Below are 14,030 nucleotides of genomic sequence, written 5' to 3' on the forward strand. Positions count from 1 at the left end.
ATGACGCAGAAGCTCCGCACGGCCATCGACTGGGGGACGCTCGCACCGCTGCGCATGCGGGCGCGGCTCGTCGCCGAGGGCGTGTACGCAGGATCTCACAGGAGCGCGAGGCGAGGCGCTGGCGTCGAGTTCGGCGGACATCGACCGTACGTTCCGGGAGACGATCTCCGGTGGCTCGACCGGCGCTCCCTCTTGCGCCACGAGCACCTGCTCGTGCGCGAGTTCGAGACCGAGACCGACCGCGCCCTACGCCTGTGCATCGACGCGACGGCGAGCATGTCCTACCGCGGTGCGCGTTCGCCAGGCTCGAAGCTCGCGTTCGCGGCGCTCGTGGCCGCGGCGCTCGGGCGGGTGGCGATCACGGGAGGCGACCCGGTCGGGTGCTCGTTCATCGGTGGCACCCAACGCCCGCTCCCCGTCTCGTCGGGGCGAGAGTCGTTCGAGCGGCTCGTCGGCACGCTCGAAGCGCTCGAAGCCACAGGAGATACCTCCCGAGAGTCCGAGCTCCTCGACGCCGGGGTGGGCGCCATCGCCCGGGCCGCGAGGCGCGGGTCGGCCGTGGTCGTGCTGAGCGATCTGCTCGACCTCGGCGACGGCGCGAAGGACGCGATCTCGTCCATCGCGATGAAGGGTCGTGTCCTCGTGGTGCTCGAGGTGCTCGACCCCGACGAGCTCGATTTCCCCTTCGAAGACTCGACGAGGCTCGCGTCGCTCGAGGGTGACTACCAGGTGGACACGGACGGGGACGCCCGAGAGCGATACCTCGAGGCCTTGGGCGCCGCGCGCGACGGATGGGAGCGCGCCCTCCTCGCGCGAGGAGCGCGGCTCGTGCGATCGAAGACCACCGACGATCCCGTGGTGGTCGTGCGGGCCGTGCTCGACGCCCTCAGGTGACCCGGCCGCGCGGCGGAGCTCGTAGAGCGTCGCGGGCGTGGCTCCACAGAGCGTCGGCGAGGGTGTCCCACAGCGGGCGAGGCAGGTCGTGTCCCATGTCCGACAGCTCGAGGAGCCGCGCGCCGGGGACGAGCCTCGCCGTGGCTCTCCCCGCCTCGACGGGCACGAGCGGGTCTTGGGTCCCGTGGATGACCAGGGTCGGCACACGGAGCTCGGCGAGGGCGCGACGCCGCGAGCCCGACGCCGCGATCGCCGCGAGCTGCCGCGCGAACCCGGCGGGGTTCGGACCGCGATCGTACGACGTACGCCCGATGTGCCGGAGGAGCTCGTCGTCGCGCGGGTGGGTCTTCCCACCGATGGCGGCCTGCATGGCGACCATGCGCTCGGCGTACTCCTCGCGTGTCCGTGGCGGCGCTCCGAGGAGCGCTCCGAGCGCCTTCGGGCGAGCCATGACCGCGTAGCGCCGATCCCCCGTCGTCGAGGCGATGGACGCGAGGGAGCGCGCGCGTGCGCCGTGCTCGATGGCGAAGGTCTGCGCGATCATGCCCCCCATCGACATGCCGGCCACGTGCGCGCTCTCGAGGCCGAGACCATCGAGCACGGCCGTGAGGTCGTGAGCCATATGGGATAAATTGTAAGGCGCATCGACAGGCAGCCCGAGGAGGGCCCTGGCCATGACGAGCCGCGGATCCGGCACGGGGAGATGCGACAGGTGCGAGGACTCCCCCACGTCGCGGTTGTCCATCCTCACGACACGGAAGCCTCGCGCGGTGAGGCGCGCGCAGAGCTCGTCGGGCCAGTAGACCTTCTGGGCGCCGATCCCCATGACGAGCAGGAGAGGCTCACCACCGCCCCCGAAGTCCTCCACGTGAAGCTCGACCCCATCGCCGCGTACGCGCATGCTCGACAGGGTACCGCAGGCCCCCGCGGCCGCCGCGCCGCCACACCGAGGGGCGCGTCGATTTTGCGCCCATCAGGGAAGGACGGCGCTGTGCCCCCGTACGAGAGGGCGGTGAGGGAGAGCGGTTCTCCCTCGGAAGGGTCCCATGCACTCGTTCGGCATTCTCGTTCTCCTGTTCACCGTCGTCCCCGCGCTCGTCGCCGTCCTCCAGTACAGGAAGATGAAGAAGATCCTCGCGGCGCCCTTCCGAAAGACGCAAGAGGTCGCGACGAACCCGCAGTCGGCCGACGCGAAGGGGCTCGTGAGCTGCGAAGGTGCGATCATCGCGCCGCAGCAGCCGCTCTACGCGCCGGTGTCGGGCCGCCCTTGCCTCGCGTACAAAGTCGAGCTCCGCCAGAACTGGCACAGGTACGTGAAGACCGAGAACGGCATGAAGCGCGAGACCGGCTCGTCGAACATCACGACGCAGAAGGTGGGCTCGGTCTTCTACGTGAACGACGGCTCCGGCCCCGTCGCGGTCGACTCGACCAAGGGCATCGACACCGACTACGAGCAGTCGGCCAAGCAGGTCCAGGGCGTAGCCTGGGGCGACGTGCAGTTCGGCAACTTCCGCTGGAGCGTGAGCTCGCCCGGCGGTGACAAGTCGGCCGACAGCGTCGAGTGCATCGAGTCCGTCGTGCGCCCCGACGGGTCGGTGTTCGTGATGGGCAAGCTCGTGGGCGGCGGCATCACCCAAGAGGCGGGCCTCTTCGGGAACCTGCTCATGTCGCGCAAAGGCCGCACCGCGCTGGTCGGCTCGACCAAGCGCAACGCCACGATCGGCGCCGTGCTCGCGGGGCTCTGCCTCGTCTCGGGGGCTCCCATGGCCATCTTCGGCGAGGATCCCCCGCCCTCGGCCCACAAGGACGCTTGCGAGATCGTCGACGAGTCGGCGCCCTCCGAGCCCTGCACGGGCAAGATCACGGACGACCTCGGCAAGACGCTCACGTTCACCGTCACGAAGCCCGGCACGTTCGAGTTTCACGCGAAGGCCCCGTCGACCGTCAAGATCCCGCTCGACCCCGTCGTCACGGTGAAGGACTCGAGCGGCAAGGAGCTTCTCTCGCACGAGGGCGACGACGCCGCCGAGGTCGACCTCACGGCCGGCACGTACACCCTGAACCTCCGCGACAACCACAAGGGCGCTCCGGCCGAGTTTCAGGGCGGCTTCAGCTTCGAGCTCACTGTGAAGCGTACCGCCAGCGCCGCCGAGATCACCTCCGCCGCTCCGGCCACCAGCGCTGCGGAGAAGCCCGCCACGAAGGCCGCAGCCAAGCTCCCGCAGGCCAAACCGGCCGCCGCTCCTTCGGCCGTCCCCTCCGCCAAGCCCGCCGCCGCTCCTTCGGCCGCTCCCTCCGCCAAGCCCGCCGCCGCTCCCTCGGCCGCTCCCTCCGCCAAGCCGGCTGCCGCCCCTTCCGCGAAGCCCGCTGCCGCTCCCTCGGCCGCTCCTGCCGCGAAGAAGTGACCCGACCGGCATCGCCGGCGATGCCTCGAAGCATCGCCGGCGATGTTCTTTCGAAGGCCTACGAAGAGCCCCCGCACCGCATTTCTCCCTGCCCTACCGTCCTCTCCCGGCATCGCCGGCGATGCCTCGAAGCATCGCCGGCGATGCTTTTTGAAGCTCCCACCCCTCCCCACACGAGGCGAGGCCTCAGGGCGAGCAGGTCGTGACGGGGCTCGTGTTCTTCTTGTCGTCGTCGAGCAGGCAATCGATCGACGACGCCGAGCACGAGTCGGTGGCTACCATGTCGCTCGGGCACGTCTCGAGCCCGACGCGGCACTCGCAGCTCGTGCGGGTCGCGTCACGACAGCACAACCGAAGGGAGCCCCCGCACGAGCTCTTTGCGTCGCTGTCGGTGGTCCCGAAGTACCCACACCGGCACGTCCCGGAGGACTCGAGGCAATAGACGAGGCGGCATGCGCAACGCGCGCCCGTGGTACCGGGGTACCCGCTCTCGGCGCAGCATCGCATCCCCGTGCTTCCCGACGAGGTCCGACACGAAGATGGCGCCGTGGTCGTGCCTCCGTCGTCCGTGGCCTCGCAGAAACACTGGTCGAGCGAGCTCTCGCACGTGACACGGGGCGGCTTCGCGGCGTCGACCTCCCCTCGGATGCCGTCCTCGCAGAGCGAGCGGCAGCGGGCCTGGGCGCAGGTGCGAAGGACCTCCTCCGAGGCCGACGTCCCGCGCGCGGCGCATTTCGAGTCGTCGGAGTCGCAGAGCGCGAGCGACGCGATGGTACGCTCGCAGGTCTCCCCTTCGGCGCAGCACGCGTCGAGCGCGTCCTGACACGACGCGGCGAGGCAGATCCCGCACGGCGTCCTGCTCTCGTCGCTCGTGAGCCGGCACGTCGCGCCGACGTCGTCGTTCGGACCGGGCACGAAGAACACGCACGCGGTGAGCCCCACGAGCGAAAGGGAGACGAGCGCGACGACCTTCCCTACCATGATCCTCCGTGCCTTCGCGCCATAGGGCGCTGCGACCTCAGAACGAGAAGCCTACTCCGTTCGCCGACGGCCCGAGCCTCGGACGCGAGGTCACGGTCGTCGTCGAGCGAGGCTCCGGGAGCGTTCGCCCTTCTCCCTCCGTGAGCCACTCGGTGGTCGAGCCCGGTCGAACCTCGGTCCGCGAGAGGATGCCCAACGTGACCCCGAGCGCGAGCACACCGGCGCCGATGCCGAGCACGGCCCCACCGGCGCTCACGATCGACGCGCTCGTGTCCGTGGACCGCGACGTGGTGTCGACCCCGGAGAGGAGCAAGCCGGTCAGCAGGATCGAGCCCCCGGTAAGCACCCCGAGCCCCCCGATCGACATGGTCATGGTGCCCGCGGTACGGAGCGCGCCGTGCTCGATGCGTTCTCCCATCGCGTGCCTCACGACCTTCGGCCGGCTCCCGACGTCGATCTCGACGCTGCTGCCACGATTCGGGTCCGTCGGCGAGACGAAGACGAGCCTATGGGGACCGCGTGCGAGATCGACCACACACGGCGTAGACGCGCAGAGCGGTCGTGAAGCGACCATGCTCACCGCGTACCCTTGCCCCGAGAACGTCGCGCCGGAGACGTCCAGCACGCGCGCCTTCTCGCCGTTCGCGTCGAGCAGAACCCGACCGCCTCCCTGGGGAACAGGCTCGGTCGGCACGTCGGTCACTTCGGGCATCACCTTGGTCGGCGCGACCGGCGGCGGCAAGGCGAGGTCTCCGCAGCCCGCGAGCTGCGGGGCGACCGAGGCTATGGCCACGAGGGCCACGAGGCGCTTTTTTCCGGACGAGGTCATGGTCACGCGGGGAAGAGCCGCTCTCTAGCCGATGTCGCGCCGAAATCTCGTCGGCGTCGTCACTTCCTCGTGAGCCCACGAAAGCCGAGGACCCGAGCCGGCATCGTTGCAGGGTCCACGCCCCGACCCCGCGGGTCCCCCATGGTGAGTTACGTTGCAGTGCGGCATCGTCACCTGAGGCCAATTCGGCTTGGACAGAGCATCGAACCCGGCCTAGGTTGTGCGCCGCAACATGGAAGCCGCCCCCCAAGCCCCCGCCGCCCCGAACCCCTTCGCCGAATCGAGCCCCCTCGGCCTCTTGGGCCTCTCGGTCGGGTGCGCGGCGCTCTTGCCCATCGCGTTCGGTCAGGCGCTCACTCCGGACGCGTTCCGCACCTGCGCCATGTTCTGCCTGCTCTTCGGAGGAGGCTGCCAGCTCATCGCCGGCCTGATGGCGCTCGCCAACAAGAACCTGCTCGGAGGGACGCTCTTCACGACCTTCGCCTTCAACTGGGGCATGAACTACTGGTCGCTCATGGGCATCGCGGACGGCAAGCTCCCGAACGGGCACATCGTCTTCGCGGTCGACTGCTGCTTCCTCGTGATCTTCACGGTGCTGATGTTCGCGTTCGGGTACTTCTCGAAGCTCCTCTTCGCGTTCCTCGCGGACATCGTGCTCCTCTTCACGTTCCGCATCCTGGCCGACCTGCTCCACACGAAGGCCTTCGCCATGCCCATCGCGGCGTGCACGGTGGGGCTCGCGGCCATCGCGCTCTGGCTCGCGCTCGCGATCCTGCTGAACTCGGCCGCCGGTCGCGTGGTGCTCCCCATCCCGGGGCCGCTCTTCAAGGCCGGCCCCGGCGCGCCCCCGCCCGCTCACGGCTAAGTCATCGGTCATGGTCTTCGATCAAGACCGATGATTTAGCCTGTCTTGTCATCGGAGGACGCTGTCCTCCGCCCCACGGGCAAAGCCCGCTGGGGCCCCACCTCCTGGTTTTGGGTCCCGGCCCAAAACAGTCCATGTTCGTCTGTTCGGGAATCGTGACCGTCGACCTAGTGTCCTGCGCCTGAAGTTCATTTCTAAAATATCCGGGAATTTGCGTTGTGGTACGGACGTTCGGGGTGCATGACACAGCCCATCGTGCACCCGGGTCGACCTCGCAAGCCCTTGAGCATCTCCGACGACGAGCGGGTCGAGCTCGAACGCTTGACGCGGCGGCGGAAGAGCGCCCAGCAGTTGGCTCTTCGCGCCAGGATCGTGCTCGCGTGCGCGTCGGGGGCATCCAATACCGAGGTCGCCGAGCTGCTCCAAGTCTCGCTCCCGACGGTCGGTAAGTGGCGCGAGCGGTTCCGCGTGGATCGCCTGGCAGGATTGTCGGACGAGCCACGTTCCGGAGCACCTCGTGTCATCGACGATGAACGGATCGAACGCGTGCTCGCTCGCACCCTCGAGTCGCTGCCGCAGGGCCAAACCCATTGGAGTCGCGCGACGATGGCTGCGGAGAGTGGCCTGTCTCGCAGCTCTGTTGGGCGCATCTGGCGAGCTTTCGGCCTTAAGCCCCACCGTGTGGACAGCTTCAAGCTGTCATCCGATCCTCACTTCATCGAGAAGGTGCGCGACGTAGTCGGGCTCTACATGAGCCCGCCCGAGAACGCGGTCGTCCTCTGCGTCGACGAGAAGTCGCAGATCCAAGCACTCGACCGAACCCAACCCCTGCTCCCGATGCGGCCTGGACAGCCGGAACGCAAGACGCACGACTACGAGCGCCACGGCACCACCTCGCTCTTCGCGGCACTCGACGCTCATCGTGGCGACGTCATCTGGAAGATGTACCGAAAGCACCGCCAGCAGGAGTTCGTTCGGTTCCTTGCGACGATCGACGAGCGCGTTCCGCGCGGCACCGACGTGCACCTCATCATCGACAACTACGCCACGCACAAGACTCCGCGCGTGCACCGTTGGCTGCTCAAGCACCCCCGGTTCCACCTTCACTTCACGCCGACCTACAGCTCCTGGCTCAACCTCGTCGAACGACTCTTCGGTGAGATCACCGACAAGGCGATCCGGCGCGGTGCCTTCAGATCGGTGCGCGAGCTCGAGGCTGCCATCTCGGCCTACCTCAAGGCCCGCGAGGGCGTACCGTTCGTCTGGACTGCGACGCCCGAAGCGATCTTCGAGCGCCTCCACGACTTTTGTGAACGAACTTCAGGCGCAGGACACTAGGCTCGAAGGTGTGGACCGCGGACGCGGTCGCGGAGCCGTGCGCGCCCCACCCGCCGGGTGGGCTCCGATGTGCGAGGACGGGCGGACGGGGTGAGCGCTACTTCGGCGTGTTCACGCAGCTCGCGGCGGCCGCGGGCAAGCCCCAGTTCCAGAGCGCCGAATCGATCTTCGGGTAGTAGAGCGTGAACGAGAAACACATCTCGTCCTCGGTGTCCTCGCCGAATTTCACGGTCGCGTCGGTGGTGTTCTTCCACGCGCAGCGCGTGCGGATGACGTCACCGGGGGCCACCTTGGCGGAGAGCGGCTGCCAGTACTGCGTGTTGAAGTCCCAGTTCGGCACCGTGCCGAGATCGACCGCTGCGCCCGTTCCGCCCTTGTAGAGCTTGGTTTCGATCGTCGTCCCGAGCTCGTGCATGTGCGGCATCGCCGCGATGAGTGTGCGCTCGCCAGGGACCTGCGCGGGGACGGTGAACGAGCAGGTCTTGTCGGACTCGCTCTTCGGCGGAATGTCGATCTTCGTCGTGCCGAAGGCGAGCACGTCGGCCTCGTACTGGCGCGGCGCTGAGGTGCAGAGGTCGATGCCGCTCGAGTCCTTCTGGTTCGGCAGGGCCTGCGCGTTGTTGTAGTGCACCTGCACCACGAAGTGCGTGGTCTGGCCCTTCTTGAGGGCGAAGCCCGCCTCGGGAGGGAGCATCATGTTCTTCGCGCCGGGGGCCCACCCGTACATGAGCGCCCACTGCGGATTCCCCCCCGACGAGCACTTCTGCGGCGCAGTGCCGTAGGCCGTGGGCGACTTGAAGATGAGCACGTGGTGGACGATCTTCGGGTTCTCGATGCGCGGCGCGAGCGCGATGACGTGTTTGTCGTCGGGCGAGGTCACGTCGACGCCGTAGCAGACGTACTCGTTCTTCGCGGTGGTCGGCATCTCGTACGGCGTCGCGGGCGCGATGTTGATGTCCGGCTTGCAGTCGAGCGGCTGCACGGGGCCCGCGTCGTTCCCTCCGCACACGGCCTGGGAGCGCGGCGCGCCCGCGGTGGCCCACGCGTCGAGGGTGGCCATGTCGGCCTCCGAGAGGCGCGGGTTCGGGGCTTGGGGCATGGGTCGCGCGTCGTCGCGGATGCGAGCGCGCACCATGTCGAGCACGGTCTTGCTCGGGTTCGACGGCGCGGGCGCCATCAGGTTCTCGTACGTCATGAGAGGCATCGTCGCGCCGAAGGTCGGCGTCGTGCCGTGGCAGCTCCGGCAGTTCTTCGCGAGCACGGCGTCGACGTCGCAGGGGAGGCCGTTCGCGGTCGGCGTCGGCGTGGTCGACGTGGGCGTGACCGTGGGCGACGGCCCCGCGTCCGAAGCGGGATCGACACCCGCGGTGGTGCCACAGGCGAAGGCCACGGCGGACCCTAGGACGAGCAAGAGGCCGAGGCCCGGGAGCGAACGAGCGCGCATGGGCGGAAGCATGCGGGATCCCTCCACGAACGCCAAGGAATTCGGGGACGACGCGACGTAGTCGAGTTCCCTACACGTACGGGATGGCGGCCACGTTCGTTCGCGCTCGGGAAGGTCGGGCTCGAGCCCGATCGCGCGGACGAGGCGAGGGGCGAGTGGGCGCCGAGCCCGCGCTTTCTCTCGGGGTTACGGCGAGTTGCCGAATTTGCACCTCGTGCGGGGACGAGCCGGTACCGTAGGGCACCATGAACGGACTCCCGTCGAAACGTGCCCTCGCCGCCCGCCCTCTCTTCCTCCTCGTGCCGCTCCTCGCCTTCGGAGCGGTCGCCGCGTGCAAAGACAAGGCAGAAAAGGAGACCCCCGGCGCCGCGTCGACCGCGAGCAGCGCCGCCGCCTCGGCCACCCCGAACGCCTCGGAGACCGCTGCGCCCGGCGCCTCGGCCGCACCGGCGGCACCTGCCGCCGAGCCCGTGTGCAAGGTCGAGGGGCAAAAGGTCTGGACGAAGGGCGTGAACGCGGCCACCGGCATCACGGCCGTCGAGCTGCCCGACGGCACCGACGCCCTCGGCTTCGCGATCGGGAACACGCCGTACGTCGCGACCGTAGGCGCGGGCGGCGCCGGCAAGATGCAGAAGGTCACGGTCGACCCGGGCTCGGCGTTCGCGATGGCCCCCAAGGCCGCCGACGGGGTGCGCATCGTGTTCCGGGTCACGCCGGTCAAGATCGAGGGCACCACCGTGCGCGCGTTCGTCGACTACCGCGACGAGCTCAAAGCGAAGGCAGCCCCCGGAAAACCCGAGGTCGGCAAGACCCGCAAGGTCGTGTGCGGCCCCGTCGACAAGGCCGACACGTGGGTCTCCTGGGAGGGCCCCGCGTACCTCGACGACCCCAAGCACGCCGGCGACCCGCTCAAGGCGTTGAAGGGCGCCGAGCTTCTCAAACCCGGTGCACAATACAAGGAAGTACGCGACTGCCGTTCCTTCTACGATGCCGCTCACGACGACGAGTGGATCGTCGGATCGGAGCTCGTCATCGAGGGTGACGGCGCGAAGGCCCAGGCGAACCTGTTCGTCGCGCAGGGCAAGGGCGCCGCTCGGGCCACGGCCACCAGCATGCCGGTCACGACGAGCCCGTGGAAGATGCAAGGGTTCGACACGCCCGTGTCGCACGAGCTCTCCGACACCTCGTTCCTCGTCGCCGCGCGCGCCCCGGGTAAGCTCGTCGCCATGATTATGGGTCACGACAAGAAGCCCGTCGGTGGCGTCACCGAGTACAAGGGCACCTTCCAGATGCCCGACCTCGCGTCCGACGGCAAAGACGACGTGCTTTCGACGGCCGTGGCCACGGGAAAAGACGGGCTCGCCCTCCGCTCGCTGCGCATCCCGGGCGACACGCACGCCATGCCCGCCGCCTTCACCCAAGTGCTGACCGACGAGGACGAAAGCAAGACCGAAGGTCGGCCCGAGTTCCTCCGCGACGCCAAAGGACAGCGTTGGCTCGCGTACGTGGAAGACGCCGAGAAGGGCAAAGGCACCCTCGAGATCGTCCCCATCACGGCGGCGTTCCGGGCCGCCGGAAAGCCTCACGCCGTCACCACAGGCGAAGAGAAGGCCACCGAGGCGCGCCTCTTCGCCAAGAAGGGCGGCGGCTTCATCGTGGCCTACCTGCGCGACGCGGGCGCCCAGGGCCTCGAGCTCGTCACCGAGGACCTCTCGTGCGAGGTGAAGCAGTAGGTTCAACCGACCGGAGCGTCGTCTCTTGCGGGGCGGGGTCGAAAGGCTCCGCCCCGGTTCGTTCGTGCGCTCAACGCGACGCCGCGCGCCACATCGCCTTGAACGCGCCTTGCGGGAGGCGCTTCGGGTCGTTCGTGACCTTCTCGGTCGTGTCGATCGAGAGCCACATCGCCTCCTTGCCGCGCGTCGCCGCCAAGAACAAAACGAGGGTCTTTTCCCTCTTTCCGCCCACCTTGGCCTGCGTGTACCAGAGGTCGAAGGCCTCGGCCTCGTCGCTCTTGTAGAAGGGCTCGAGCGCCGCGCGGGCCATCTCCAGCGGGAACCCCTCGACCTTCCCGTCGGACTCGATGTCGTCGGCCGTGTGGGGCAGGACCTTCCACGCCACGCGGAGCGCGCGGGTCTGCGCCTCCTTGGCGAAGCGCGGCGCCATCGCCGTGCGGAAGCGAACACGCTGCTTGGTCGTGTACGAGACGAGCGGATCGCGCTTGTTCGTGATCCGGTACACGGAGAGCCCCATCGACACCGTGGCCACGAACAGGAGCACGCCGAGGCGCTTCGGCGCGTTTTCTCGGTGGAAATGCACGACCGAGGTCGCCATGGGCACGACGAACGCGAGCACGACGAGCGTCTCGACGGCGAACGTGCCGGCGGCCAAGGGGAAGAACTCGTGCGGTCCGAGCTCGGGCGGGAAGCGCCTCACGTACTCCCGGGCGAGCGACACGGCGAGCAGCACGAAGCTCAGCACGGTGAAGCCACGAAACAAGAGGAGCTCGCGCCGGGCGCTCTTGTTCCAGAGCGCGTACGGCAGGAGCAGCGGATAAAAGACGTAGTAGAGGAACGGGCGCGGCGGGTTCTCCCGGTAGAACGCCTCGAGCTCGAGCTGCTTACGGAGGAGCCTCCGCGCGAGCCCCGAGCGCTCCGCGAGCCCACGCGCGGCCTCCCCCGCACAAAACACGCCGATCGCGATCGCGATCTGCACGACGGCCGCGCCCACCGGGAAGAGGGACGCGGCCTTGACGATCGCCACGGGTGCGGCCGCGAAGAACGCGAGCCTGAGCGCGAAATCGAGGGCGGAACGCGCCCGGGTCATGCGCGGATCAATACTGGCAGCAGCGGAATCCGATGTCGTCGCGCTTGATGAGGCGTCCGACAGCAGGCGGGGTCCCCGTCGGGAACTTGCAAGCCAGGTTCGTCGCTGGGGCAGTAGAGAGGTAGCTACCGCCTCGGACCAGACACGTATCCGCGGCGGCGTCGCAGGAATTCTCCCACTCCGCCAGGTTTCCACTCATCTGGAAGAGATTCGTCACGCCTCCCTGACAAGACCTCGCCTGCGGAGGGTTGGTGAGAGGGATTCCGACGTAGGTCCCCTGGTCGGTCCAATCCGACACTTTGCCCAGACTTGAATTATAGCACTGCCCCGGGACGTACGCAGCTCCGTAGGGAAACACATTGGCCCCTTGGTTCGTGCACGCGTTTACCCACGCGTCGCGCGTGTATTCGTTTGCGTCGGCTGCAGCGATCGGTTGCCCAGCTAGGTCTCCGCACAGAGACTTTCCAGCCCAACGGCAGTACGCAACGGCATCGCACCAATCGACGTTTCGAACCGGGTTCCCGAACGATCCCGAAAGGGGCTGCGGGGGCGGCCAGTTGGCAGACGGGACATAGGTGGTATTCGCAGCACACGCGATGGGCTGCGTGCTCGACGGCCCAGAGGCAGGAACGTTTGCCTGGAGGAACCGGTCGTAGTCGCCGTTCGTCACTTCGGTGTCGTCGACACAATACGCTCCGCCGGTGGACTTTCCGACGGTGACCATTCGTGCGGGACAAGCGCATGCGTTGTTCACGCAACGACCGCTGACGCAATCCCCATCCGCCGCGCATCCGCGGCCGATCGCGCATCGCCTGCACACGGTTGCTCCGCCGCAGTCAACGTCGGTCTCAGCACCGTTCTTGAAGGAGTCCATACAAGACGGGGTCGCGCATTGCTTGGTATTCACAGTGTCACAGAAGCCGCCCGAGCAGTCCGCGGACGAGACGCAGGTCTTTCCATCGGGACACTTTTGACACTTGGGGCCGCCACAATCGATGTCGGTCTCACCAGTATCGAATCGGCCATTCGCACAGGGGTCGGTTGGGGCCGCGTCGGCCGCGTCGGCCGCGTCAGCCGCGTCAGCCGCGTCAGCCGCGTCGATCGGCTCCGCAGCGTCGGCTGCGTCAATCCCCGTGTCTGCTACTCCACTGGTCGAGCCATCTCCCCCGGTGGGAGGGGGCTGCGTGACGATGGCAGGCACCCCCGAGCTCCCGTTCGAGCACGCGAGGGGGGCGAGCGCGAACGCGACGACCGAAGCGAAGACGACCGGAGCAAGGAGACGACGCTGCATGGTCTCTCTAGCGTACGAGCCAAAGGGCCCCGAGGCCAAGTACCCGAGCACTCTCGCCAGCTGTCGTCGCATGTTTCCCCACAAACGGCGCCCATCGTCGGCCCGGACCGGCCACGAAAGGTGCGCGACGCGGCCGATCGAACGACCGCGGTGCCGATCAGCCGAGCGCGCGGACGCGGGCGGCGAGCAGCGTCTCGAGCTCGACGAGCGCCTTCGAGAAGCCCTCGATGCCCTCGGCGAGCTTCTCGTTCGCCATGGTGTCGGCCGCGTGCATCTTCCGGAACGTCTCCTCGGTCATGTCGACCTTCGGGATGTCGAGGGTCTTCGCGCGGTCGGCGTCGAGCTTTCGGGGGAGCTCTCCCTCGGCGGCCTCGAGCTCGGCGAGGAGCTGCGGCGAGATCGTGAGCAGGTCGCAGCCGGCGAGCTCGGTGATCTCGCCCATGTTGCGGAAGCTCGCTCCCATGACCTCGGTGCGGTGACCGTGCTTTTTGTAGTACTCGAAGATGCGCGTCACGCTGACGACCCCGGGGTCCTCGTGCGGCGCGTACGAGGCCTTGCCGGTCGACTTCTTGTACCAATCGAGGATGCGCCCCACGAAGGGCGAGATGAGGGTCGCCTTCGCGTCGGCGCAGGCGATCGCCTGGTGAATGCCGAAGAGCAGCGTCAAGTTGCAGTGGACCCCCTCTTTTTCGAGGATCTCGGCGGCCTTGATGCCCTCCCACGTCGAGGCGATCTTGATGAGGATGCGCTCCTTCGAGACGCCCTGCGCGGCGTACTGCGCGATGATCGCGCGGGCCTTGTCGACCGTGCCCTGGGTGTCGAACGAGAGGCGCGCGTCGACCTCGGTCGAGACGCGGCCCGGGATCACACCGAGGATCTTCAGGCCGAACACCACGGCGAGGCGATCGATCGCGCGCTTCGCGATCTCCTCGGGGGTGCCTCCGTCGGCCTTGCAGTAGGCGATCGCGTCGTCGATGAGGGACGCATACGCGGGCATCTTGGCGGCGGCCGTAATGAGCGACGGGTTCGTGGTCGCGTCGCGGGGACGAAACTTCTCGATCGACTGGAAGTCGCCCGTATCGGCCACGACGACGGTCATCTCTTTGAGCTTCTCGAGGAGGTTTGCCATGGGCACGCAAAGTACCCGCGCACGCGGGCGG

At 68.1% G+C, this 14,030-nt stretch carries 12 protein-coding genes; 5 read left to right on the forward strand and 7 right to left on the reverse strand.

Annotated elements, in window-relative coordinates:
* The gene (locus IPK71_32980) at positions 1-894 is read left to right on the forward strand and encodes a DUF58 domain-containing protein (protein ID MBK8218571.1); all 894 of its coding nucleotides are present in this window, start codon (positions 1-3) and stop codon (positions 892-894) included.
* Here the strand turns inward: IPK71_32980 and IPK71_32985 are convergent.
* Positions 887-1,795, reverse strand: a complete 909-nt coding sequence (locus IPK71_32985; GenBank protein MBK8218572.1) for an alpha/beta hydrolase — start codon at positions 1,793-1,795, stop codon at positions 887-889. The two genes, IPK71_32980 and IPK71_32985, sit on opposite strands and share 8 nt — an antisense overlap.
* Before the next feature lie 145 nt (positions 1,796-1,940).
* Between IPK71_32985 and IPK71_32990 the strand changes: the two genes are divergently transcribed.
* Entirely contained in the window at positions 1,941-3,299 is a 1,359-nt protein-coding gene (locus IPK71_32990) for a hypothetical protein (GenBank protein MBK8218573.1), read from the forward strand.
* Between the two features lie 186 nt (positions 3,300-3,485).
* Here IPK71_32990 and IPK71_32995 read toward each other — a convergent pair whose 3' ends face one another.
* Both IPK71_32995 and IPK71_33000 read right to left on the reverse strand, forming a co-directional pair.
* Positions 3,486-4,280: a hypothetical protein gene (locus IPK71_32995; protein MBK8218574.1), complete on the reverse strand. Its 795-nt coding sequence runs from the start codon at positions 4,278-4,280 to the stop codon at positions 3,486-3,488.
* Between the two features lie 37 nt (positions 4,281-4,317).
* On the reverse strand, positions 4,318-5,115 hold the full coding sequence (locus IPK71_33000; protein MBK8218575.1) for a hypothetical protein: 798 nt from the start codon (positions 5,113-5,115) through the stop codon (positions 4,318-4,320).
* A gap of 226 nt (positions 5,116-5,341) precedes the next feature.
* On the opposite strand from IPK71_33000, the gene IPK71_33005 reads away from it, so the two are divergent.
* Positions 5,342-5,974, forward strand: a complete 633-nt coding sequence (locus tag IPK71_33005) for a hypothetical protein (protein MBK8218576.1) — start codon at positions 5,342-5,344, stop codon at positions 5,972-5,974.
* A gap of 240 nt (positions 5,975-6,214) precedes the next feature.
* Complete coding sequence (locus IPK71_33010; GenBank protein ID MBK8218577.1) at positions 6,215-7,312, forward strand: IS630 family transposase; 1,098 nt, start codon at positions 6,215-6,217, stop codon at positions 7,310-7,312.
* 97 nt (positions 7,313-7,409) lie between these two features.
* Here the strand turns inward: IPK71_33010 and IPK71_33015 are convergent, their stop codons facing one another.
* Positions 7,410-8,756 (reverse strand): peptidylglycine alpha-amidating monooxygenase, encoded by a 1,347-nt coding sequence (locus IPK71_33015; protein ID MBK8218578.1) that lies wholly within the window; start codon positions 8,754-8,756, stop codon positions 7,410-7,412.
* 245 nt (positions 8,757-9,001) lie between these two features.
* Here IPK71_33015 and IPK71_33020 point away from each other — a divergent pair, with 245 nt between their 5' ends.
* Positions 9,002-10,489, forward strand: coding sequence for a hypothetical protein (locus IPK71_33020; protein ID MBK8218579.1), 1,488 nt, complete (start codon positions 9,002-9,004; stop codon positions 10,487-10,489).
* Between the two features lie 70 nt (positions 10,490-10,559).
* Here the strand turns inward: IPK71_33020 and IPK71_33025 are convergent, their stop codons facing one another.
* The 3 genes from IPK71_33025 to IPK71_33035 all read right to left on the reverse strand — a co-directional run bounded on the left by IPK71_33025 (position 10,560) and on the right by IPK71_33035 (position 13,999).
* The gene (locus tag IPK71_33025) at positions 10,560-11,579 is read right to left on the reverse strand and encodes a hypothetical protein (GenBank protein MBK8218580.1); all 1,020 of its coding nucleotides are present in this window, start codon (positions 11,577-11,579) and stop codon (positions 10,560-10,562) included.
* 7 nt (positions 11,580-11,586) lie between these two features.
* The gene (locus tag IPK71_33030; protein ID MBK8218581.1) at positions 11,587-12,303 is read right to left on the reverse strand and encodes an SUMF1/EgtB/PvdO family nonheme iron enzyme; all 717 of its coding nucleotides are present in this window, start codon (positions 12,301-12,303) and stop codon (positions 11,587-11,589) included.
* A gap of 724 nt (positions 12,304-13,027) precedes the next feature.
* On the reverse strand, positions 13,028-13,999 hold the full coding sequence (locus IPK71_33035) for a transaldolase (GenBank protein ID MBK8218582.1): 972 nt from the start codon (positions 13,997-13,999) through the stop codon (positions 13,028-13,030).
* Positions 14,000-14,030: the final 31 nt, after the last annotated feature.

This window comes from Myxococcales bacterium (assembly GCA_016712525.1).
Lineage (GTDB): Bacteria > Myxococcota_A > Polyangia > Polyangiales > Polyangiaceae > JAAFHV01.